Origin of the sequence: Hoylesella loescheii DSM 19665 = JCM 12249 = ATCC 15930 (genome assembly GCF_000378085.1) — a bacterium.
Lineage (GTDB): Bacteria > Bacteroidota > Bacteroidia > Bacteroidales > Bacteroidaceae > Prevotella > Prevotella loescheii.
The window spans coordinates 128,835-152,517 of sequence record NZ_KB899214.1; the positions used below are offsets into that span (position 1 = coordinate 128,835).

Here is a 23,683-nt window from a genome sequence, read left to right on the forward strand (position 1 = left end):
TGTTCCTTTGTTTGGCGCAAAATTCCTACCTACTTAATAGCTACATCTTTGGTTGGAAATGAGATTTGAGTGCAGTTTCCGATAACATCATACCTGCTGTAAACCTATTGTAATCACTTGCCGTTTGTGGTATGGGGTAATTGTATATTTGTAGTTCGGCATTGTTTTCTTCTCCATAACCTAATAAAAAAGAAACCTCTTTGCCTTCTGTATGGTTTGGATGAACGAAGACCCCACGTCTCCCTTGTAGCCGATACATGTAGGTGACCATTTGATTGGTATCATCTCGGTTGGTGTCCCACTTATATTTTGCATCTATAATAGTACTATCCCGTTCTCTATAAAAGTCTGGATAGCGTGGAATTTTTTTGTTTTTAGCCAGATAAATGCGGCCTATTCCTTTTTTGTTGTTGGGATGTTTAAAGCCTTCTTGTGTAAGAATGGTGGCAATATACTCTTCCCAAAGGTAAGATGTATCAAATATGATACCATGTATATTATCGTCTTGTGCCCTATATTTTACTTTCTCATGCCTCAATATGCGTAAGCAAAGTTTTTGAAGCGGGGCATATTGAGAGTAATATGGGTGGGTTACGATTTTTGAATTTTTCTTTATAACCTTTTCCCTGTCCTGTTTATTGTAACGGGGCGTTGCAGATATAATTTGTGCAACACAAGTTCTAGTTTCAGCATTGTTTTCCAACACCGCCTTTCCTAATTTGCTTTTGCCGATATAGTCAAGAGTGTGACGTATCAATTGTGTTACATGATTGTCGTGACTAAACTCTCTTGTGCGGTATGCAACACGCCCATTAAAAGGTACATTCTTTTTTAAATGCATGTTAATGTCTATTCTGCCTCGCAGATTGGCATCATTATATTCATTTTGTTGGTATTCTTTATATACTCCTTGCATTAATGCTTCATTGAGAAGTTTTGGGAATAGATAAAGCAGAAAGTTGAATATTTGCTCGTCTGTTGTACCATGTGAAAGGTTGACAATGTTTATACACAAAACCTTTTGAAGCATATAATGCAAGAAGAAGTCTTCTTCTGCTTTTGGTGAAAAGCGTGAATGGATGGAAATAGCGTGACCGTTGGCACTAATAAAGCCTATTATGTTCCCTGTTTGTAAGGTGGCTTTTGTGCATTGTTTCTCTTTCCAATGAGTTTGTAACGATAGGAGGTATTGCTGACCTATGCCGTCCTCGCATTTGTCAAATGAATAAGGGTAGATAAGTAGGTTATTATCGTTCTCGTCTAGAATGTCTGATATTTTCTTGTTTGCGATATTTTGTAATGACAGAAATGTTTCAATGTTGTTGGGTGTTGAAGAATATGAGGTGTTATCAGTTAATGTCATCATTGTTGTTCCCCTTAAAATATATCTGCTGCAACATATCTAAATCTTCCATTGCATTGGCAGTACCTCTTAGATACTCGAAAAGTACCCCTTTCAAATGGTTGTCCCAAAGGTTCATATAGGCAGCCTTCTTGTTTGAATGGTCTTCGTTTAGGTAAAGACTTAATTTGCTAAAATATGCTCCGCCAATATGATATGCTGAGTTAAGTCCCTCAATGCCTGTATTGGTTTCTTCATTCCAGATTGCAGCATTTAGGCGTTGCATTACTTCAACCACTTCATCTTTCATCTCTTTAAGTTCGTCTAACATACTTGTATTATCGTTAGCCTTTATTTCTTCCCATGCAAAACGACGGCGCATGGCGAAATCCATGCTTTCAACACTTCTGTCTATATCGTTCATTGTTCCAATGATGTACACATTTTCAGGAACAAAGAAATACTCACAAAATGGATCAGCCTCATCGCTTATCATATTTTGATATTGCGTTTTAACCATTCCCTTTCCTCCCCGATAAGCTGGGTCTATGCTGAAGAAAAGTTCTCCAAATATCTTTGACATTTCTCCACGGTTTATTTCATCAATGATGAAGACGAACTTCCTTGATGGATCGTCTTGAATGTCATTAGGTTGGTAACTAAGATAATGATCTTTTATATAGTCTCCAATTGACTTTATATAAGTGTCGTTAGGGTGCCAAACTCCGTTTGCAATGTAGCCTGACATTCTTCTATCTGATATACTCCATCCTGATTTATCAGGAACAGAAATTAGTTGATTCTCATTCAGCGCAGTTTTAATGATCGTATTACTTCTGAAACTTTTGATATCTACGTGTCCTTTTTCTCTTAGTTCGTCTTTAAATGCGTGTATTGCTTCTGAAATCGATTTTAATTTTACGAAACTGTTCATACCCTTTATTGCTTTTTTGCAAAATTCTTTGAACACGCCATCTTTTCTTTCAAATCCAATGTTGCCATTCCTGTCTGGTGGTGTAGGGCGCAATCCTTCAACAAAGTCTGTATAATCGTACGAAGGATGAAATTGAACGAAGTCGTATTCTGCGTTCATTGCCTCAGCTATGGCTTTTGCCAAGTAAGTCTTTCCTGTTCCGGGGGCTCCAGTTAAGATAAGATTTTTATTTGCTTCCAATAGCTTTATGTACCTATTATATTTATTATCGTCTCGCATCCTGTTATTGTTCAGTTTTAGTAAATAGTTATGGATATAATGTGGAATTTGGTCTTTCTTGCTCAGTGTTCCGTAAGGCGACCATTGTGTTTCAGGTGGATTAATGCCTAAATCGTGAACAGATATACATCCCTGTTTATTAAAACACAGCCAAGCCACATCAATATAATGTGAATAGAAAGAGTCTTTCCCCTCTTCATCTCTTCCTGCATAGTGGATATGTTTCTCGTATTTGTACTGAGATAAGGCAATTCCAATACCCCATAACCCATGGTTGTTATTAGTACAGCACACAATGTCTCCTTCGTTAATTTGTTTTATCAACATGAAAGACCTAATCGCTGCTGAGTCATTTTGATATTCCTGTTTAATTCTGTCCATGCTATAGTCCGTGTAATCTGTATTATTCCAGCCTATTGACATGATGTTCTTAGACAGGAAACTCTTCCACGCCTCCTCTTTTTGTCCCTGGCAGTGAGAAGGACAGATAAAATAACACTTGCGTTGTCGTTGCAAATCCTCGATTGTGAGATGATATGGTATAAAGAAATTAGGGGTATCTTTTTCTATTCCTAACGTCGCCATGAAACGTTCAAATTGCTCTGATAGGAAATCATCTGCTACTCCTTTGTACAATTTCAATTCCTGAAACTTGGGATTGGTATCTCTTCCATCCCCGTGGTTTTTTGTATGCTTCTCTATGGTGTTGTTCTTGTAACCAACAAAACGGCTTGGAGCAAAAAGCAAGATGTTTCCAAATGGCTCTACCACATACCATCTCCCTCGTTTGAAATGTTTCAAAGCCCATTCTTTCTCCTCTTCATTATTGCTCTTTGCATACGAATATAGCGTATATATGTTTTTTATAACATCAATTCTGTTTTCTATAAAATCATCTCTTTTCATGTTTGTTGTTAGATCTTAATCGAGTTTTAGTAGATAAAAGTGATTATATTACAATCACTTACCGATGCAAAATGTAAAGTTGGAGGTTGTTTATTATTATATGTGTATGATAGCTAGTCTTTTATTATAGTTTTATTGGATTACTGGTGTTATACGGGTAACAAACTGGTAACATATTTAATGAAAGCGCCTCCCGAGTTGATAGAAATCAGCTTCGAGAGGCAATTCAACGCAACTGATTAAATCAGTCGCGACAAAGGTACATCTTTTTTTAGAATTATCACTTATTATGTGTTTGAAATCAACATGTCATTCGTGATATAGCTGAGGCTTTACCATTATTGTTATCTTGGTTGTCAATAATGTGAAAAAGCCCGCTACATGAAACTTCTTCCTGTCATAATAGAATAGAGAACCCGAATTCAGGTTCTCTATTCTTATTGTATGCTTCTATCACACTAGATTTGTTGGTATTGTTCTTCAAACGTATGCTTTAATCGTTTGTACATTTCGAGTTCAGCATCAAATTCGTCGTTATAAAAATCCATGAACTCGTCACACTTTTCTCCATAGATGTATAAATCATAAATGCCATCACACTTCCTACTCTTGAAAGAAACAAATTCTTTACCATAGAACGACTTAAAGGTGTCATTAACGGCTTCTTCGGGAAGGCACTCAAACATTATAAAACCAAGCTCTTTCATATTTAATCTTTATTAGTTGTTTATTATTATGCTGCAAAGATACGAACTTATTTTGGTAGTACCAAATATTACACCATCTTTTTTTGAAAATCAATAAAATGGGTGTGTCATCGCGACACACCCTTACCAAAAACTAATACAAAACTATGAAAACTAAAAAATTACATACGTGACGCCAATGCCTATATACGGCTCGAATAATTTAGAGTTAATGCCATAGCCATATCCTGCGCTGATGCCGATGCCCCACTTTCTGGGAGGTTTGGTTACCATGCGTTCGATAGTGCGTGTGGTGTATACCATCTTATTATACGTGTGTATGCTGTCCAATCTCGGCTGATAGCCGCTTACCCATGCCGTATAGTTGCTGTCCCTGTATGTTCTCTGGGTGATTGGTAACGTAACATCAACGCTATCAGTGTCTTTTATCATTTTCGTGACCTCACGAAAATGGTGGATAGGAACTCTCGCCGCCTGCCACTTTACGATGGTGTCGTGGACAGGTTCGGGAGCTGCTGCTTTGATAGTGTCGTACATTGTCACCACCTCCGTCCTTATCCGCTCCTTTACGCGCTCTTCGCCTTTCCCACCTTTCCCTAGGATAAAGCCTAAGACGAGAGCAAAGAGCAGCAATACCAATATAAGAATGTTCTTTCCTTTCATGCCTACACAATTTCAATGAATACTTTCTTACCTCGTTGCACCTCCGCCGCCATTGTCCGATACAGCCTATCGAAAGTGCTGCGGCTTTCAACGAGTTGTCCCTTAATCTTGTTAAGGCCTACAAGGATGCACCCCTCCGTGTCTTCGGGGGTATTCCCCGAATGGATGCGCACGCCCTCAAATCCTTTCACATTCATAAGCAGGGGCATCACGCGCTTGAACCTTGGCGACATCGTGAGCCTTACCTCGTAAGTGCCTCGCGGTATGGCCGTCCTGCCTTTCACTTTCCCTTTTAGGATTTCGGCGGTGGTCATACTATCATTAAGCCCACGATTGGTGTCTTCCAACGTGTCACAGAAATACTCACCATCGACGAACAGGTGTCCAATGGTGTATGTTTCCTTGTTAGCCCTTGTCTTTAATGTTAATTTCATTCAGACCTCCTTTCACACTAGTCCAATTACAGAGCCACACGCCGCGCCGATGATGTCCGCCTTGATATCGCCCAAATCAAACGTTTCTTTTTCCTTAAACCTGTCATAACACTCCTTGCTGATGCCAACCGCCAAACTCACACAAAAGCCTAGACCAGCGGATAAAAGGCATCCTGCGCCACACCTGCGCAAGCATCGCGTGGTGATGTCGGCAAGGACAAGGGATGCCGTGATGTGCATCCACCTGTCCGAGCCGAAACTTGCCAATCTTTCGGTCAGTTTCATAGCAGTAAGCATATACCGATAGAAATGGCAGTCGCCACTAACGCCAACACAGGATTGTGCCAATCATAACGGGGTTTCTTTACCTTCTCTTCCTTGTCTTCCTCATCTTCCTCCACCTTGGGTTTCACCATTACCGCGCGCATGGCCTCCAAAAAGGCGCACATGATGGCGCAGGCAATGAATGCGAACACCCAATTGTACTCAGCCTCGCTTTCGGTCAACATCGGCACAAATCCGAACACTAGACCAAGGACGATGAACACCATCTTTGCCACACTAAAATACTTCTTGAAAAATTCCTTAACCTTTTCCATTTTTGCTATTGTTTTTTGTTCATGTTATTTTTCGTTCCCTCTATATTCTCCGCCCCGCTCTTCATGTACTCGCTTAAGTATGGTATCTTCTCCACCATCTTCAACGAAAGAACCCAGTAAAGGAAGTTGAAGAACTTCCACATTGGGGTGTCGGTAATTAATATCCTGCATACGTTCTTCAAGATGTTCACTCCGTAGAACCATACGGCCATAACGCACATTATCCGTATTCCTGTTACCGCCTCTTCCGCATTATGCAGGAAATAACCCACTATGCACATGCAGGCCGCAATGACGAAGAACACCAATATGTGCAGGAAAAACGTCTTCGCCTTACGCCATTCCCATCCGTTGCCCTTTACCACATCGTCAACAACCCCGAAAACGAAGTTGATGAGGAAGAGCAGCATCATCCCTTGCATGAAGTCGGCAATAGGCACGAGCCGTGAAAACAACCAACTGCCTATCACTAATAATACTCCTTTAATCTCGTCTATCATATATTTCTGTTTTTAAGTTAGAATTGTTCCATATATAAGCCCGAAAGCAGCCACCTCGCCCACATAGTACGGCTTTGGCAACTTAGCCGCCCAATAGCAACCCCACGCCATCGCCACACATGCCACAATCCGCGTATGGAATGACATTGCCCACATCACACCGCATATCAACGCAGTGAATGCCCCGACGGCGTGCATCTTGTCTACCTTGTAATGGGGGGCAATGGCGACTATCAGCAGCCCGAATACCACGAACAAGGCCAAGAAAGGAGCATCACCGCCCTTTTCCAACATCGGGGGCAGCATCAGCCCACCACTTACGGCTATTACCACGGAGAACAGCCACGGATGCTTGCCGATGTAGTAGTTATCGCTCACATACTCTCTCACTCCATACGCTAAGCCCATTGCCATTAGGTATGTCGCCAAAATTATTAAACTGATCACTGCCATATCACATCGTCTTTAAGTCCAACTTCTCGGGATAGCCTTGTGTATAGTCGTATCTCTGTACCTCCTCAATCGATTTCAACCCTCGCACCGCATGGATGTGAGCCTGCGTGCGGTTGTAGGCCTTGTAGGCGTAATGGCCTACCATACCCAGCATTTTCAAGGCTAGGTCGCAATTCACATTTAGGCAAAAGCCATTTAGCCATATCTCGCTCTCGGTTTGGCCATTCTCTTTGTCCAATTGGATAGCCCTGCTTGTTCCAATACGGTCTTCACGGCTTAGCCACGCGTCCATGCCATTCAACTTGAACGAATTGACCGCGCTAGATTTATCGTACTCCTTAATCTCGTCCACCTTATTCTCAATGGCTTGTTTCAATAGTTCCTCCTCTGATGGCATGGTTTCGATATACGGCATATATCCAGCCTTTTCGTATTGCTCGGCCGTTGGATTGATTACCATCATGCCGTCTACTACTATGTTGTTCGGGGCGAAATTGCCCTCATTGTCTATGTATCTCATGTCGTCTAGTTGTTAAATTCGCTCATCGGCCTAATTCTCTCACCTAAGTTTTTGAAATTGTGGTCAGCCTTATATTTGTCTACACTCTGGTCTGGAACATACAATTTCCACGTGTTATTATTTATTGCAAAATCAAAGGGATATTGGTCATTAGCTGTTATTTTCTGTGGAACTTCCTTAGAATGCATTTTTATCCATTCCAATTTTGGGCAGGCCCATACCATCCCGTGGCCCCATTTGAAATTTTGAGCTAAAAATTCAATTCCGACCAATTGTGTCTGATAAAAGGTTGTTCCATTTACTGTCATTACGCTTGATGGAATTGTCATTGTCCCAGTAAGGTTTTTACATCCGTAGAAGGTTCTATACATTGAAGTCACACTAGTGAAATACTTCAACTCTTCAAAAGTACGTAATTGGAGAGAGTTATTAAACGTATTGTTTAATACAGTTATTCTTAGTACATTTGCCATGCTCATCTTACCATTGTATAATCTCTCTAATGTCTGCCTAGCATAAGGGTCTACTATATTTAGTTGTAGCTCTGGATTACCCCATTCATGAACTCTATTAGAGGGAGTTTTAGATATTATTTTTAAGGATGTAAATTCTTCTAAACCCTCCTTTGGTACATATATGTCTAAATCACCACATTGAAATGGCTGAAATTGTGAATTAAATAGCTTAGGTACGCTAGATAAAATAACCGTACGTAAATTAGGTGTACCTTGAGGGTATCTCTCAAGCCCCATTGACCAAGCACTTAATGTTATTACACGGTTTGGTATAGATATTGATACAATGTTTGGTGCGAATCTGATGTAATGCTCTGGAATATACACTATGGGACGGTCAGCCTTGACTTTCCAAAGTCCATTTTCAAATACATGTTCCAAAATCTTAATATCCCTATCGCCACCATAATTATTCAGCATGGCCACTGCATCAGCCTTATTGTTATCTATGGTTGTGTACCATATCTCGTTGTTGGGCTGTACAGAGTAGTTAACTCCTTCAACGCATAGCCTATCGAGGTCACTTCTCATCATCATTATACGTCTGTGCATCACTCAACCTCCCCCATGATAATAACGTTATTCACAATAGATGCCTGATACCTCTTACCTGCGCGAATGGTTGGTGTGTAGTTGTTGTACCATTTCAACGTGGCAGGGAGTGATAAGTTTGTCGGTGTCGCTGGCGATTGGAACTCGAACGCATATTCATTCACCACATTTGGCATTGGTGCGCCTAATGTTAACGTAAGTTGCGCTACCTCTCCCCACACGTGCATTGCGTTCGGCGTAAGCGCAAAAGTTGTGTCGGCCGTGCCGTGGTTGACGAGTGACAGCCATCCTGTGTCGCCTTTTACACCTTTGAGCGATGCCAGCCATTCCTCGGTAGTGCCGATATATCCATGTTCCTTGGCAAGCTCGTATGCGCTCTTGCCGTCCTTGATGGTACTTAGCTTGTCGGTTATGGACGTGTTCAACTCCTGCCACTCTCTATTTACCTCTTCCAATTTCGTTTGCAAGCCCTTGGCCGTTTCCTTGGTTGCGTTCATCGTCTTGGTGAGTTCGGAGAACGTGGCGTAGAACTCCTCCTGCGTGCCTTGGTAGCCTTTCTTTACGGCCAACTCGTATGCGGAAACAATGGCATAGTTCATCGCCACCTCCATCTGTACGTCATCGAAAGAGCTAGCCCCTGTGACGAGTTCTATCACGCCATCGGGGAAAAGCACGTCCCTGCGCTTGCCGCTTGGGAAATTGGGGTCGTCCTGCATAATCCGCACCTCCGCTTTGAGCGTGCCGACCTCCAAGTTACCGCCTTGGATGAAACATGTGGCGGTGCCGTCTGGGTTGACCTTGCAATTGGTCAATGCGCCATTCTCACGGCCACATGTGTATCTGCCACCGCCTGTGCTTGTGAATATCACCGTGAAGTCGCCATCGGGGAAAGGCTTGTGGCTTCCCTCCGTGCCCAACCGAAGACGTACGTAGAAGTCCTCGTTGTAATTCTTTCTCGCTAGCGGTGTCAAGCCGCGGTTATTGTTGCAATTCATTATGTCGTGGTGCATTATTAATTTACAAAATTAAGCAATAGATACCTGTTGGGTATTTTGTTAGGGCGAAATTAATGTTTTTTGTCTAGTATATTATGAAGACATGAAAAGTGATTGCGCCCCAATAATTTGGGGCGTTATATAAAAAGATACTAAGTCCTTTGAAAACGACCTCTTATGTATTCCCAATATGTCTCTTCTATTCCATTATTTGTAAATTGCAGCTTACAAACGAACTCAGCCATTTCGCCGTGCGGTAAAGCGAACGACTGCATCGCATTACTTCCTTTTTGTACTAAACTCCCTGTTATGGGGATGTATTCCCCTACGTTATTATAAACAATAACACTTGTACCTATGAAAGACCGCGCGTACTTGATGTATTCTTTTTTGTTTGGAGATTGATAATCAGTAACACTTGGCAGGATTAGACCGACACCATCAGGCAAACTGTCAATCATAATTAAGTTTCCTGTTAAACCAAGGTCTAAGGTGGGTAATGTGTCTTTATCTATGCAGTACTGTTCATAGTTGTCTTCTGTAATATGGATAATGTTGCGTCGTACCATCCCCGAGATTATTACATGTCCTCTTTCCCCATCTAATATGCATGAGTTGTTCTGTGAATGCAACTTCCCATCGCGGAAGACCCACCCCGCCAGTTCAGCGTTCTCGGCCAGCAGCAGCCCCGTGGCTACACTGTCGAAAGACGCACCGAATGCGTTCCACTTACTTGTATCGGTAGGCTCGACACCCTTAACCTCGCCCGCGTCATTACGGCAGACATAGTAAGCGTTTCCAAACTTGCACGCATCAACCCGATAGCGATTGCCATAATACGTCTTAGAGGCATCATATTCACCGCGGAAGACAAGGGCGGGTGTCGGTATATCTGCTGCCACATCGGTAATATTCCGCGTATATGTTGAGGCCACTTTACCTGTTTCTAGTTTGGGCATGCAGATTTCACAATAATTCTTTTGCCCAGTAATAGGAGAGGGCAGCAATCGGATGAGAGCGTATTGCTCGGTGTCGGCAGGCATTGTGGCCTTGGTTTTGAACGTTACCACATGCCTGCGCCACATGTCGGTATCGTTCGGGGCGTACGTGACGGACAAGTCACCGCCGATATCACGCCTCTCCGCACCATCAACAACCACCAAGCTATTATCCACGGCCGAGGGATAGACGAAAGATTGCGTACACCACGATTGGTTCACCAGTCTAACCCAATTGAGCGTGGCCTTGCCGTCACGTGGTGTACTGTCGTTGTATAGGAATGCTGTCATAAGGTACTCGCCGTCGCGCGGAACGTCCGAGAACTCCAGCTCTACCGTTTTATCCTCGGTCGTATCTATCTGAATGGCTTTCTGCCACGTCCAATCTTTGTTGTATAAGAACACGGCCAGCACCTTGCCGTCAGCCTTTGCACGCGCATCGATACGGCCATTTACTTGTAAGGTATACTTCTGCTTGAAGAATAGGTATAGCTTTTGTTCGGCGAACCCATATGCGCTGCTCGTTTGGTTGATGTCCAGCCGACGCGAGCCGCTGCGCTCCCAAAATGATAACGTGTACCATGTCGATGGCTGCAATTTGGCAATACTATTCCCGACAAGGGTCTGTTGCAATACGTCACGATATGGACTTTCGGAATAACGTTTGTCGTTCGTTTCGACATAGGCGTTCGTACCGTTTTTGCCCTTGCCCTTGGCTATATTGTCTTCACCTTTGGTGGCCGTCCACTTGCCCATCTTGGACGCACCCTCAAACTCGCTCTGCTCTAACAGGTTTTCATTCGATTGTGGTAATACCGCCCACAGCTTAGGCGTGCTCCAATTACCCCATACCCCATTGTCGCCCTGCTTACGCGTACACACATACTCAAAAGGATATTCGGCCGTAACGCCCGATGGGTTGTCCGTCCATCCGCTGGGCACATGCCCATTGGTATTCTGCGAGGCGGGCGTGGCTGGTACGGCCTCAAAGTCCGTGCGCTGATAGATGTATTCCACACCCTTTCCGTCCTTGCCCCTTTGCCCTTGGGCTATTACCGCCCAATATCCTACCTCGGTAGGCAGATGACCTTTTGACGGTGTCTTATGCACATATCGGTATGTCGAATAGTTGCCGTCGACAAGGTATGTCACCTCATCGCCATTGTAATAGGTATTGGCGGCATTGTAATCACCGCGGAAACATCCGATTGGGGCTTCGTCCCCCGATTGGCTCTGCACGATAGTACCGCGTATCTTCAATTGGCCGTCACCGTTAACGTTGTATTGCAGCTTATCACCGAGTTTGAGGGCATCGGACAGCATGTCGAAGTAACTATTGCCATCACCGCTTACAATCTTGTCCGTGGTGATGCGCCCTGGCAATACCTCTGTATAGCCATATAGTGTCGTGAAGCTGCGGTCGCCCTCATGCTCGCTATTCAGAACGCCAACGAGGAAGTGGTAGAAGTCGTTGTCTTCCTCCATGCGTATTGCACGCTCTGATAATATGAACGTGGCGTTGAGGCCGTTGCGCATGGCCTTGACGTAGAGGTAATAGGGCGTTGAGGTCTTGTCCAGCCTTGCGCTGATGTACTCCGATAGTGCCCAATATCGGTATTCGATAGGCTTGTGCTGGGGGCTGATGGACTTGATGCCAAGCGTCAGGTGCTGTATCAGCCTAGCGTTGACTGACAACTGCTTGCTCGTGCCGTTATATGTAATGTTGGGCGATATGGCCGTTGGGTTATTCCTGCTGGTGACAAAGCGGAATTGCAGGCTCTCATCGCCCACGAGCATCTGCATCGTGCGTATGGCAATAGGAGTAACTTTGTCGGTGAAACCCTCCAATAACGAGCGTTCGAGCAATTCCATTGTTTCTTTCGCGTCTCGAAAACGCCTCTTGGTGTACTGCACAATCTCCCTCTTGGTGTCGGCAAGAGCCACCTCTTGGTTGTCAATCTCCCTAAGCTGCGACCCGATGCCTTGCGCGGACACTGTGTTGGAAATCTCGATGGTGGGCGAATAGGGGGTTGTGAGAAAATCCTTGATGCCCGTAATCCGTATATCCACGCCATCTTTGGCAAACTGAGTGTCAGAAAAGCGGATATAACCTCCTACTTTCAGGTATCCGCCCACATTGACCCAATTGCGCTTAGCATACAGGCCTTGCAATGTGCCCGTGAACGTAAACTTCGGGTCTTCGTGCTCGCGTAGGTGGCGTGCAGCCTCCCTTAGCATGTCCCACGACGCGCCCGACTTCGTGGCATTGTCGCACACGTAGGCATCGGGCAGCATGCAGCCGAATATGGCATACGTGTCGCCAACTTGCGGCTTGAACGTTTCATTGGGCATGGTGATGCCGTCTATCTCTTGCGGAACAAGTTCAAACCGCTTGTCCGCGTGCTTGTATTTTAGTTCAAATTCCTTGCCCGTGCCAGCTAACATGCCACTTTGGAAGATTATGGTCATATTCTCGCCAGCGATGATGTACTTATTATAGTCTAGGCTGTCGGGGATGGTGCTGTCCACGATGTCGTAGAAGTTCTTTTTTTTGTTGGCCACATTGACGGCCGTCACCTTGCCCACCCTTGACGGGTAGATTTCAGAACAGTCCAAGCTGTCTTCCTTGACCGCGTCGGAAACCTTGTCCACGCGCTCGACATATATGCCCTTATCGTCCGTGCGATACGTGCGACCGTCATATTCCAGCGTCTGCCCTTTGGGCAGCAGCAATTCGGCCGAGCCGTACTTGGAGCGGTCTATATTCTTGTCGCCACCCTGCACATACAGCCTCTTTATCGGCTGCTCATTGCTTGCCGTGGTACGGCCGACCCCAGGGATGAAACCCTTGCCCTTACCATACGACAATGGCAGGGGGCTATCTTTGAAGTATTCGACCTTGTGAAGAGATATGACGTGATTCACTATCTCCCATTCGGTCTTGAACGCCTCGGCCACATCCTGCAATGCAGCATCGATATAGGCATGGTTGAACTCCACCGTCTTCTCATTGGCATCTAAGCAATCACCGACAGACCACACATCCGCGCCCTCGCGCTCGTTAAGGTTCTTGACGATTTCCTCCACAAACTCGTGCGGTTTGGCACACATCGACCACTTCAGTCGGTGGTCGACCGAATTACGAAACTTGTAATCGGCCAACTTGTCTTCGTCACCGCCCATATTGAGCGTGTACTCGATGTTTCGCAAGCCGTTCTTCTTGATGTCCTGCGCCTTATGCAGGCGATACTTTTCTCCCATATACTCGCACCATGCGCCGATGGGGAACTCGATGTACTCTGTCAGCGAGAATTTCAATACTAGTTGAGGTTTCGCCATCAGCGCGCGATAGCGGTAGCTGCTGTCGCTCTCTTGAACATCCTTGGTCTTGTCATTATAATGTAGCGTAATCATATCTTCGGGTATTGAATGGGTTTTATCACACGGCGTGCCATGCAGTGAAAGTCAGCGTAATGGTAAACTCACACCATACGCGCGTTTGGCGCAATATCTCGAACTTGGAAATCGAACAGCCCTTATAATGGCAGTCGTATTCCATCTTCACGTCGGGGCACCTGAACTTGCGGCTGTTGGGCTTCAATAGGGCTGCAAAGAGGCTGTCATAACGTCTCCAAAACTCGGCCATGGTATCGGCCTTAATGAGCAGGCTAACGGCCACGTCCTTTGATTGGAACTTCACGCTCTCGCCATCGTACGTCACGCCTGCGACATTGGGGACGCTGACCGACAGGGCAGACTGCACGTTGGGCAATTTACGTACGGCCGTGTCCGTGCCGTCCAGCACGTATGCACCGAATTGTGAGAAGTCCACCCCGTCTAGGGCGTAGCCCGATTGGGCGACGCCACTCTTCCCCTTGGGGTAAGGGTTACCAGTTGGCACTTTGGGAAAATCGTCCGAAAAGGAAAGGGTTATCTTTCCGACCTTGACATTCCTTGTAAGGACGTTGTTGGCGGTCATTCGCAGGCGGAACGTCTTGTTCAACTCCGTAAACTTGAACTCGTGGTAAGCACCATTGGACAAGTCGTTGAACAGGAGTTCCGCACGCTTAGCGTCCATGATGACAAGGGGCAGCTGCACGGCCTGCGCGTCCAGCACGGGGGCTGTCAAGTCCACCTCCTCTCCGTCATGCTCTGGCCACGTGATGGCGTCCAGCTTCTTGAACGCAGACATTTGCACAAGCCCTTTCAACCCCTGCTTCTCTACGAATACGCCATACTTGACGTATGCATCTGCGCCGTCTATGAATAACTTGCCTTTCATCCTGCTTATCTCAATATTAGCGCGTTATCTGATGTATTTACTTCAACGCGCGACATCCTGTCCTTGCCCACACTCACCACGGAATATCCCGATGCGTTGACCGTGGCTTTTGCCCCAAACATTAACCGCACCTTATAGGCGCGTGTCTGCGTGAAGTTAAGTGTGGCGCGCGTATCACCGATAAGAAAGACCCTCTCGGGGTCGGTAAGCATGATGTCTCCGCAATCGATGTACACGCCTTTCTCTTCCACTCCGTATTTCTTGAACTTACGGAATGTGTCTAGGTCGGGGTACGCGTTTTTCATAACGAACTCCAAACCCTGCGGTGTGAACAGCTGTTCAATCAGCTTGTCAAGCGTGCGCCCTTCGAAAGTGTCGCATGCCCCCATGCCCTCGACCGTCATTGTCACCTTGTCTACGATATTCATAACTCCTAAGTTTTAATCTTAATTCCGCGTGTGGCGATGTCATCTAGGCTATCGTCCATGCTCTTCATCCGTGCATCCATCCTTTCCAACTTGGCGTTGGCGGCATCCGTATTACGCTCTATGCCTGTTACATGCGCGAGGATAAGGTTGCTCGTGTTGTTCAATTCGGCCAATCCTTGCACAAGCGTGAACGTGTGTCCTTGGATGGTGGTTAACCGCGCGTTGTTCTCGTCCACACTCTCTTGCGACGCCGTGGCGATGCCCTTGCTCGTCCCCTCGCGGTCTGCGATGTTTTCCATCGTGCCTTTGATGGATGGAGGTAGGGATTGCCAAAAATTGTTGAATGTGTTGCCGAGGTTATCCAAGTCGCGGGAGAAATCGTTCATCGAGTTCATGACGGCATTACTGCCATTTTTGAAGTTCCCTTTGTCATCAAACCACACTTTCTTATATTTATTGAAGAGGTCTCCAAGTGGCTTCTCCAATGCCTCCTTAATGGCCATCCTCTTAACAATGTCGGCTATTATATCCTTAACTTTGGCGTGCCAAGCGTCCATCGCGTCCTTGCCTTGCTCTACCGCATCAAAGAATGCGTTACCGAGTTCCTTGGCGAGGTCTTCTGCCGTGTGTCCGATGATGGCTTCCAGCAATTGGTTGATGACCTCTACCGCTTGGTTGCTCAGTTCCTTTATCTTGCGTTCCCATTCGGAAATTTTACCGTCATCGCTGCTTTTCTTACTCTTCTCCTCGTCAATCTGTCGCTTGATAAGCACTTGCTGGTTAACAAGGTTCTTAACCCTATCTTTCGCCTCCTCGAACGACTTAGTGCCAAGTGCCTTGTTCGCGGTATAATCCAATTGGACATACGTGTCAGTAAGCTTCTCAACTGTCTTTTGGTACGCTATTACGTCACGCCTTGCCCTTTCTACAAGCATATTGACCAATCCGCTAACACCATGCCCCCTACTGATTGCGCCATACATGTTGTTGACCTCTACGGTGGCCTCTTGATATGCTTGTTTCAATCGCTCTATGGCATCGCCCGTATTCTTTTGTAGACGTACGGCCTCGGCGTTGTCCAACTCCCATTGTAGCTGGTCGATACGCTCTTGCAGCCTGCCTATCTCCTTTTCTTTGCTGTCGTCGTTATTGAAGAGGTTGGCAATTGCCGTAGCCACCTGCAAGGCTGCCGAGATAACCGCAAGGATAACCGATGCCTTTTCAATGGTCGATATGGCAGTTGCACCCGTGGCTGCTGCGGTGGTTGCACCCGTGGCTGCTGCCGATACGGCCTTTTCCACGCCCGAAGCGACACCCTTGCCAACATCACCGATGGAATGGATGACGGAGGAGGTCGCATCAAACACCTCATTGGTGAAGTCTAGTGCCTTGGCAATGCTTGCCGAGACATCGGCTGAGAATACAGAGGCGAGGTTCTTGGCTTGCGCCCCAACCTTATTCACTACATTGCCAACATTACGGAGGTTGGAGGCGAACATGCGGTATGCGTTGGTGATACCGTTACGCGCGTTAACAGTACGCCTTTCGGCTGACAAGACCCTTTCCTGTGCATTCGCACGGTTGTTCTCGGCTGCCACAAGCCTTTCGTTTGCCTCTACCATCTCCTTGCCAAACGCCAATAGTTTGCCGTCGTCGACCTGCTGTTGGATGATAGTCCGATTGAACAAGGCTTCGTTATATTCTTGTTGTGACGCCGTCAACTCGTCTTGTGCCGTCTTCCATTCGGACATGGCGTTGGTGAACTCGACCTTTGAGCGACCGATGTCGTCTAGGCTCTTATGCAGCGCGGTGAACGGATTGCGGTTGGCTATCTCGTCCTCCATCTTGCGCAGTGCCTCTTGGAAGTCCTTTATCTCCGTGCCCGACATACTGCCCTTATTCTGTTCGAAGTAGGCCTGCACCTTGTCGCGGGTGTGAGCCAAGGCGGAAATCGACTGTTTGGAAAGGTCGCCGAACACGCCCTCCCAATTAATGGACTGCTTGAAATCCTCTGATGCCAGCTTGGCCAAGGCCTCTTTCATCTGCTTGGATGCGTTCTTGGCATATTCAGGCGGCACGTCCGCCATCTTCTTCTCCCACTCGCGCTGCAATTTCTCCAACTTCTGTGCGGTCGTGCCGTATTGCTCCACCATAGCGTCGGCATGCTTTTGGCGCACCTCTGCCAATTGCCTTTCTCCCTGCTCGACAATGTTGTTCTGCACACGATAGTACTCGGCATTTATCTTCTTGTCTTCCAGCAGGTCTTTCATGTGGTCTTCGGCCGTCTTCTTGCCCGTTTCCGACTTTGCCCAACCGCTCTCGGTAGCCCCCTTGCGCGCCATGTACAACTCTTTCATGGACTTCATGCGCACTTCGGCCAATTGTCGCAGCTGGTCTTCCCACGCCTGCTTTTTCTTCGCAGTGTCGGCCTTTATCTGCTCTAATTCCTTTTCCAGTCCGTCTTCACGGACGTTCAAGGCATGCTCGTTCACCTTGTCGGTGGCATCGCGCTCGTATTTCTCCACGGCTGCCACCCATTCATCGTTAGCAGCCTTAATTTGCGCCAAGGACTTTTCCTTGTCGAACTTGTCGTCCTTACCACTCTTACCGCCATTGCCATTATAAGCCTTGACGTTGGTCTTCTTCATGCTGTCAGAGTATGCTTTGTTACTCTCGTCCTGAATTTTGATGAGGTCGGCAAGCTCCTTTTGTTTGGCTGTAATTGCGTCCTTGCGCTCTTTCTCGGCCTCCTTTCGTGCGCGCTCCTTATCTTTCTTGTACTGCTCGTCGGTTTTGTTTGTCAAGTACGTGTTAACGCCTGTTATAGAACCCGACGAGTAACCTATGGTCTTGCGTGAGACCTCCCTTGGCTTGATGGGGTTGTTTTGTAATTCGATGAGCTCTTTCTGCTTTTGCTTAGCCATATCGAACGCCGCTGCTGCACGAGCCTGCGCCATCAATGCGGCCACAACGTCCTTGGATTTGGCGATGAGATAGTTGTTTGCGTCGTTGACATTGCCAATCTGCACGCCCAAGCCATGAAAAGCGTCTTGGTTGTCTTTGATGAACTTCTTCTGTGCGCTTAGGTTTCCGCCAAGAGCTTTGTACTCACGGCTAAGCTTATTGTATATGGTTATTTGGTCGGCGACTTTTTCAGCCACCGCCTTATTGAACTCTTCCTGTTTCTTAATTGCTTCGTCGTAGGCCTCCGTTGCCTTTCTCTTTGCCGAGGCGGATTTGGTGGCTAATACACCTACGGCCGTCGCGATTGCAGCCACGGCTGCTGCAATCCAGCCCCACACGGGTATGGACTTGATGGCGAGGCCTAACGTGCGGAACGTGCCCGCCAACGTGATATTTGCTTTGGCATTAGCTCCTGCTGCCACGGTGTTAACCGCCTTATTGGCCGTGTCTGCCGTCTGTGACGCTGCGCTTTGACCCGATGCTGTCGACACTGCCTCCTTAGACGCTGCATCAGCAGTGTTGGCGGCTGCATTTTGTGCAGCGGCTGCCGTGTTGGCCTCTGTTGCTGCCGTCTCGGCTACTTGCGCCACCGTACCCTCCGCCGTTAGCTTATTCCACCATTGTTTTAGTCCGTTAAGCGTAACCAATGAAAATGCGCTGTCCTTATTCAGCGTCTGCTGCACCTGCTGCAATCCCATCGTGATGGCCATGAGTGACTGCACTTTCAGCATTATCTTGTTGAGTTCCTCATTTTCGCCTGCGAACAAACCCACCGCTCCTTGTGCAGCGGAGAATGCGCCCGAAAGCCCTCCCAATCCCTGTATAAGGCCTGCTATATGCTGCTCGTCATTGGCTAACACTTTTCCTTGCGCTTGAATGTCGCCCTGTATGTCCGTTAGGCGGCCAAGTTCGCTAACAAGACGCTTATAAGCCTCGCTCTGTTGGTCAATGCCATTGGCGACCAATGTGGCCATCTCTTCCCTTAGGGCACGTATCTGCCCGCGCAGGGAAACATGTTGCGATGCGGCTTTCTGCGCCTGCTCGGCCTCAGCCCTCATGCGCTGTTCAACCTTAGCGAGAGAGTCTGCGGTCTTTTCCGCCTCCGCGATGACTTTCTTACGCGTTTCGATGACTTGCCGTATAGCGTCGCGCTCTTGGCGATAGCCTTGCATCTGCTTTGCGTCGCCCTTTTGGGCTGCCTTATTAGCCGCCGTGCCAAGCCTCTTGTATTCCTCTTCCAATTCACGGATGGCGGACTTGTTGGCATCGACCACGCGGTCTACCTCATCAAAGCCCTGCTGTATGGTGTCCAGTGTTGAGGCTGCATTGCTCACCACGTCGATATTGACGGTAGGGATGTCGGTCAATAGGTCGTGCATGCGCTTCGCCTGCTCGCCAACCTCTTGCCCCATTTCCTCTGCAATCTCTGCTAGCCTTTTCGCGCCTGCTTCCGCCCCCGACATGTCGATAGCGGTGCCGATGTATAATGTGCCGTCCGTGTTGTTGTTCATACTCTTATAGTCTCTTCGTCTGCAAAATCATTGAATAGGTCTGGGTTATTAGCATCCTTGGCCTCATCGTACGGTAGAGCGTCTCCGTCGTTGTCCTCATCCTTGGGCATCGGCATCGCGCTGCTGTATAGTATGGCATTCTGATAGCTGATGTCGTACAAGGCCTGCTTGTCGGTGATGCCGAATGTCTTCGCGATGCCTAATACCGTAGCCCAAATGCTGTCGTTTAGACCACTTCCCTTGTTGGTTTTAGAATGTTTGCCTCGCTTAGGGAAGTGGTAATTGAGAAAAAACTACCTAACTCCATATCTTTAAGTCGCTTAACAATGACATCAAAGAGTATAGAGGGGCGCACCTCCTCCAATATTAGGCGCGCCAATTCCGATTGTCGGTCAATGGTGCGTCTGATGGTGTATTTCTTATTGAAGATGCCCCACACGCGCCTTTCGTGAGTTTCCTCCACCTCCTCGGTCAAGCCTTTGGCGCCAAGGATGAGAACAGCACAAATGTCGCCCAAGGCCTTGAAGTGGCGTGCATGGTGTAATACGGAGTTGAATATTTTCTCATTAGGCACGCGCTCGACAATGGGGAGCGTTGACACCAACTCTGACACGAGGATGAGAGTGCCCACCGACGGAGGTGCGATTTCATACGTCTTACCGCCTATCTCGATGCTCCCTATATTCTTTTCAAGGATAGCTGCCGCTACCTTTCCCTCTATCGTCTGTATTTGTTCCATCATTCGTTTACTAATTGTTTGGTGGGGATGCGGGAGTTGAACCCGCGAGCTGCCGTCATGAGCGTAACAGCCTGCCTCTAATCCTAATCCCCAATAAGCGGTCTAACCTCCCTACCGCAAGGGGCTGTCTGTTCCAGCCGTCAACCAAATAAACCAAATGAAGAAAAATGTATCCTTGCGACAATCCGCTACGACCAATCGGACGCAGCCACCTTGAATTTCTTGTACAACTCGCCGTCGTCACACGCTAGGATTTTGAAAGAGAGGTCGACATATTGACCCTCTTCCTCCGACGAACCAGGTTTGAACGAGACGTGTGTCTTTCTAGCCTTGATGCCCGTCGCGCCGATATTCTTAGGCGTGATTTTGACCGAGAAGTAATCCGAAACCACGTTCGACTTGACCGTGAGTTCCTTTTTCGGCGTGTCAATGGTCGCGCCCGTAAACATGGATTCGGTCTCGAAATCCATCTCCTTAACGCGCGTGGTGATGGTGATGACGGGCTCGCCCTCTTCCTCGGCTACCACGACGCCACCTGACGCCTTAGCCGTGAGTTTCTCACCATCTTCAACCGAAATCGTGGTAGATTTGTCGTTGATGATGCCAACCGACTTGAGCGTAGTCGCCATTGCGTCATTTGCGCCCGTCTTGCCAACTTCAACCTTACACTTCGACCACGACATGATAATGCTTTCTTTTGTCATAATCTTATACTTTTTACGATGATAACCTATAAAATCTAATTCTTGCGTACACAACGTGTTGTTCCACGCCCTCTACCGCCATTGTGGTCGGCGACACGTCCGTCTGCATGCGATACTCGGTATTGGCGTTATCGTTAACAAACGATTGTATCAATGCCTGCAATTCACCGATACGCGCTTTGTCGCTGACCTTTCGTGCGGTCTTCTGATAGGGGACATCGGGGACGTAGACGTTGACGATGACAACACCAGACTGCACCTGCTCGTCAAGCCCCGCTAGGAATTTGACAACCAAATCCTCGGTGTGCGCGTTGTCGGGGCGCATGTCGGAGCGGTACACCCCGCCCTTGACTGCTTTTCCCAGCGGACTATCCTTGATGAAAGAATAGAAGTCCCGCTCAATCTGTTGTTCTGTCTTAACCATAACCCAAACTCATATCTTGCATGAGGTCTTTCAAAAGGCTCTGCGCCTTTAAGTCGGCCGTTGTCAACACGTCCTTATGGTAGATATTCTCAACGTAGGCCGCATAGCGCATGCCAGCGCAGATAATCAGTACAATGCCCTGCGGGTATTGCGCTTGCAGCTTCTTCAATAGGTTTTCCGCAGCGGTCACGCCCTGCGCGCCATTGCCCGCCTTGCCGCCATACTGCTTTGGAATACCCTGCTTGACGGGCTTGCCGTCTTGGAGCACCATGTACCCGATTGACGACCGAAGATTGCCCGTAATGTCATTATAGCTGCCATTCTCACGCGCTATGCGCACACACTCTTCACCAATGTAGGTGAGCTGCTCGATAAGGGCTTTGGCGATGTCCGCGAGCTTCATCTTCAAGCCCTTTTGGAGTTTCAAGACGTTAGTCTTATTGACCAACGCGCCTTTGTACTTCCCGCTTGTCGGTGACTTCCCTGCCATTGCCTATACCATTATCTGTGTGCGTCCTACGGTGGTAAGAGGCTCGGAACTCAACACTCGGTATTCGCCCAGTTCCTCTCCGTGACGCTCCAACTTGACGCGGACGTGCGGAAAAGGCATGACCTCAACCAAGATGAGGAAAGACGCTTGGCGAAACTCACCGTCCTCGTACTTTCCCTTACGAGTGTCCGAATTGGTCTTGATTGAACAAGGGATGGGCGCACTCCATGCGCTCTGCGCGGTGTCGGCCACCTCGCCCCACTCATTCAACCCTCCGCCATTGGGCATCTCGTACCTTAGAGTTCCGTTTGTCCTCATACCATCATATTACCATAAGTGTGTGCCATCCTCAATAGTCGTAGCTTCACCGCCCAATACCTCGTCTACGTCAACTCCATAAACGCCACACCAATATTTGATGCTGTTCCGTATCGCGTCCTCGCGCACGGCCGTCGATACACCGTTTTCGGAACGGCTGCTCTCGACAAAGCCCATGACGAGCCGCACGGCCGTACAGAACAATTCCTTGTCTGTCGGCGTGGCCTCGCCATCGGGCGATATTCCGTGGCTCGCAAGCACGAACCTAACGGTCGCGTTATCGGGGTAGAATGTGTTAACGATGGCGTTACACAAACTTTTTGTCGCATCGAGGTTGGTCATGGGCTAGTTCTGCGTTTTGAGGGTGTAGATTCCGTTCATTTCCGTGATGACGGGAAGCGCCAGCACCTCCGCCTTAGTGAACTCAACGCCGTTCGAACCCTGTGTCTCGCCAACGCCCCACTGCGATACGCGCACGCGTCCGTAGTTGGAGTAGGCGACGCCGTTCTCGGGTTTCAACTCGTTGTTCGCCCATGCATTCTTGACTACGCCAAGTTGGCCGTCTGGAACAAAGACGATGTTCTTCTCATTCCATGGATTGTAGGGCGTGCGTACCGTGCCGTTTTGAATGACAACTTGGCGACGCATGGGTTCGAAGACTGGATAGCCGTTCTCTTCCATGTACGCGTTGATGTCACGCAGCTGCACGATGCGCGAAGACTTGTCCGTGCCGTGTATCATCTGCTTCATCTTTTTCGACCTACACATGTAGGAGATGAGAGACGGGGCGAGGAGAGCCTTGCCGAAGACAACCTTGTCTTGCGCCACGTCGATGATTGCCTGAATGTCTTCGAAGCAGTCCACGGTGTCGATATTGGCGGCCGTCCAATCGGTCTTCGACTTCGCGATGTTCTCCTTGGGCTGATTATAGCTGATAGAGCCACGCACACCGCCCTCGGGGTTGGTCGTGGCGTCCAGCTCGAACTTGCCCTCATTGGAGAGCGCACCGAGGAAAATCATGTCCAGCTTACCCAACACGGAGCGCACCACGTTCTGCACGTTGCCCCACATGAGGTCTACCAGCTGTTGCGTCTTCACCTTGTCGGGCAATGACTTGCTGTCCAAGATTTGGAGAACCTTGCGGTAGTCCTGAATGGTGAGGGGTAGGGTGATGGCGTGGTTGAGGACGACCTCTTTCAAGGTGTCCAGCCCGTGAGTGCCAAGGATGGCCTCTTTCGAGTTCTCCCCGATGGTGGGGGCGGCCACGGTCAAATTGTACTGCCCGATAAGTTCTTCGAAGTTCAGCCCGACTGTCGGGACATCCCATTTGAGGAACCGTTCGAAAATGATGTTGTCAAACAGCCGCTTGTTAAGCTCGCTGATTGCGTCAAAGCGTACCTGCACGTTCTTAGTGAGTTCGCCGAAT

23 protein-coding genes and 1 tRNA gene are annotated in these 23,683 nt (G+C 47.8%); all 24 read right to left on the reverse strand.

Annotated features, from left to right (window positions below):
* Nucleotides 1–40: 40 nt before the first annotated feature.
* Nucleotides 41–1,366 carry an McrC family protein gene (locus tag F453_RS0106805; RefSeq protein ID WP_018967337.1) on the reverse strand — a complete coding sequence of 442 codons (1,326 nt, stop codon included), beginning with the start codon at nucleotides 1,364–1,366 and terminating at the stop codon, nucleotides 41–43.
* Nucleotides 1,350–3,461, reverse strand: a complete 2,112-nt coding sequence (locus F453_RS0106810; RefSeq protein ID WP_018967338.1) for an McrB family protein — start codon at nucleotides 3,459–3,461, stop codon at nucleotides 1,350–1,352. The genes F453_RS0106805 and F453_RS0106810 overlap by 17 nt, the downstream gene beginning before the upstream one ends.
* Before the next feature lie 458 nt (nucleotides 3,462–3,919).
* Complete coding sequence (locus F453_RS0106815; RefSeq protein ID WP_018967339.1) at nucleotides 3,920–4,168, reverse strand: hypothetical protein; 249 nt, start codon at nucleotides 4,166–4,168, stop codon at nucleotides 3,920–3,922.
* A 153-nt stretch (nucleotides 4,169–4,321) separates the two neighbouring features.
* Nucleotides 4,322–4,831, reverse strand: coding sequence for a DUF6808 domain-containing protein (locus tag F453_RS0106820; RefSeq protein WP_018967340.1), 510 nt, complete (start codon nucleotides 4,829–4,831; stop codon nucleotides 4,322–4,324).
* Between the two features lie 2 nt (nucleotides 4,832–4,833).
* Nucleotides 4,834–5,265: a DUF5675 family protein gene (locus tag F453_RS0106825; protein WP_018967341.1), complete on the reverse strand. Its 432-nt coding sequence runs from the start codon at nucleotides 5,263–5,265 to the stop codon at nucleotides 4,834–4,836.
* Between the two features lie 12 nt (nucleotides 5,266–5,277).
* A complete protein-coding gene (locus F453_RS0106830; RefSeq protein WP_018967342.1) occupies nucleotides 5,278–5,550 on the reverse strand; it encodes a YfiM family lipoprotein in 273 nt (90 codons plus the stop codon).
* Nucleotides 5,547–5,864, reverse strand: coding sequence for a hypothetical protein (locus tag F453_RS0106835; protein WP_018967343.1), 318 nt, complete (start codon nucleotides 5,862–5,864; stop codon nucleotides 5,547–5,549). Before F453_RS0106835 ends, F453_RS0106830 begins: the two co-directional genes overlap by 4 nt.
* Before the next feature lie 5 nt (nucleotides 5,865–5,869).
* Complete coding sequence (locus F453_RS0106840) at nucleotides 5,870–6,364, reverse strand: hypothetical protein (protein ID WP_018967344.1); 495 nt, start codon at nucleotides 6,362–6,364, stop codon at nucleotides 5,870–5,872.
* 12 nt (nucleotides 6,365–6,376) lie between these two features.
* On the reverse strand, nucleotides 6,377–6,817 hold the full coding sequence (locus tag F453_RS0106845; RefSeq protein WP_018967345.1) for a hypothetical protein: 441 nt from the start codon (nucleotides 6,815–6,817) through the stop codon (nucleotides 6,377–6,379).
* A 1-nt stretch (nucleotide 6,818) separates the two neighbouring features.
* Nucleotides 6,819–7,337, reverse strand: coding sequence for a DUF4376 domain-containing protein (locus tag F453_RS0106850; protein ID WP_018967346.1), 519 nt, complete (start codon nucleotides 7,335–7,337; stop codon nucleotides 6,819–6,821).
* A gap of 5 nt (nucleotides 7,338–7,342) precedes the next feature.
* On the reverse strand, nucleotides 7,343–8,389 hold the full coding sequence (locus F453_RS0106855; RefSeq protein ID WP_159105097.1) for a leucine-rich repeat protein: 1,047 nt from the start codon (nucleotides 8,387–8,389) through the stop codon (nucleotides 7,343–7,345).
* A 14-nt stretch (nucleotides 8,390–8,403) separates the two neighbouring features.
* On the reverse strand, nucleotides 8,404–9,399 hold the full coding sequence (locus F453_RS0106860) for a hypothetical protein (protein WP_018967348.1): 996 nt from the start codon (nucleotides 9,397–9,399) through the stop codon (nucleotides 8,404–8,406).
* Between the two features lie 152 nt (nucleotides 9,400–9,551).
* Nucleotides 9,552–13,811: a phage tail family protein gene (locus tag F453_RS14685; protein ID WP_018967349.1), complete on the reverse strand. Its 4,260-nt coding sequence runs from the start codon at nucleotides 13,809–13,811 to the stop codon at nucleotides 9,552–9,554.
* A gap of 25 nt (nucleotides 13,812–13,836) precedes the next feature.
* Complete coding sequence (locus F453_RS0106870) at nucleotides 13,837–14,679, reverse strand: hypothetical protein (RefSeq protein WP_018967350.1); 843 nt, start codon at nucleotides 14,677–14,679, stop codon at nucleotides 13,837–13,839.
* Nucleotides 14,680–14,684: 5 nt separating this feature from the next.
* Nucleotides 14,685–15,107, reverse strand: a complete 423-nt coding sequence (locus tag F453_RS0106875) for a hypothetical protein (protein WP_018967351.1) — start codon at nucleotides 15,105–15,107, stop codon at nucleotides 14,685–14,687.
* Nucleotides 15,108–15,112: 5 nt separating this feature from the next.
* Nucleotides 15,113–19,582, reverse strand: a complete 4,470-nt coding sequence (locus F453_RS0106880; RefSeq protein WP_018967352.1) for a hypothetical protein — start codon at nucleotides 19,580–19,582, stop codon at nucleotides 15,113–15,115.
* A 226-nt stretch (nucleotides 19,583–19,808) separates the two neighbouring features.
* The gene (locus F453_RS0106890; RefSeq protein ID WP_018967354.1) at nucleotides 19,809–20,324 is read right to left on the reverse strand and encodes a hypothetical protein; all 516 of its coding nucleotides are present in this window, start codon (nucleotides 20,322–20,324) and stop codon (nucleotides 19,809–19,811) included.
* 16 nt (nucleotides 20,325–20,340) lie between these two features.
* A tRNA-Ile gene (locus F453_RS0106895) sits at nucleotides 20,341–20,413 on the reverse strand.
* A 96-nt stretch (nucleotides 20,414–20,509) separates the two neighbouring features.
* Nucleotides 20,510–21,025, reverse strand: coding sequence for a hypothetical protein (locus F453_RS0106900; protein WP_018967355.1), 516 nt, complete (start codon nucleotides 21,023–21,025; stop codon nucleotides 20,510–20,512).
* Between the two features lie 13 nt (nucleotides 21,026–21,038).
* Nucleotides 21,039–21,449 carry a hypothetical protein gene (locus F453_RS0106905; RefSeq protein ID WP_018967356.1) on the reverse strand — a complete coding sequence of 137 codons (411 nt, stop codon included), beginning with the start codon at nucleotides 21,447–21,449 and terminating at the stop codon, nucleotides 21,039–21,041.
* On the reverse strand, nucleotides 21,442–21,939 hold the full coding sequence (locus tag F453_RS0106910) for a hypothetical protein (protein ID WP_018967357.1): 498 nt from the start codon (nucleotides 21,937–21,939) through the stop codon (nucleotides 21,442–21,444). The genes F453_RS0106905 and F453_RS0106910 overlap by 8 nt, the downstream gene beginning before the upstream one ends.
* Before the next feature lie 3 nt (nucleotides 21,940–21,942).
* Nucleotides 21,943–22,257 carry a hypothetical protein gene (locus tag F453_RS0106915; RefSeq protein WP_018967358.1) on the reverse strand — a complete coding sequence of 105 codons (315 nt, stop codon included), beginning with the start codon at nucleotides 22,255–22,257 and terminating at the stop codon, nucleotides 21,943–21,945.
* Nucleotides 22,258–22,266: 9 nt separating this feature from the next.
* Complete coding sequence (locus F453_RS0106920; protein ID WP_018967359.1) at nucleotides 22,267–22,599, reverse strand: DUF6706 family protein; 333 nt, start codon at nucleotides 22,597–22,599, stop codon at nucleotides 22,267–22,269.
* Between the two features lie 3 nt (nucleotides 22,600–22,602).
* On the reverse strand, nucleotides 22,603–23,523 hold the full coding sequence (locus F453_RS0106925) for a major capsid protein (protein WP_244869412.1): 921 nt from the start codon (nucleotides 23,521–23,523) through the stop codon (nucleotides 22,603–22,605).
* Nucleotides 23,524–23,683 lie beyond the last annotated feature (160 nt).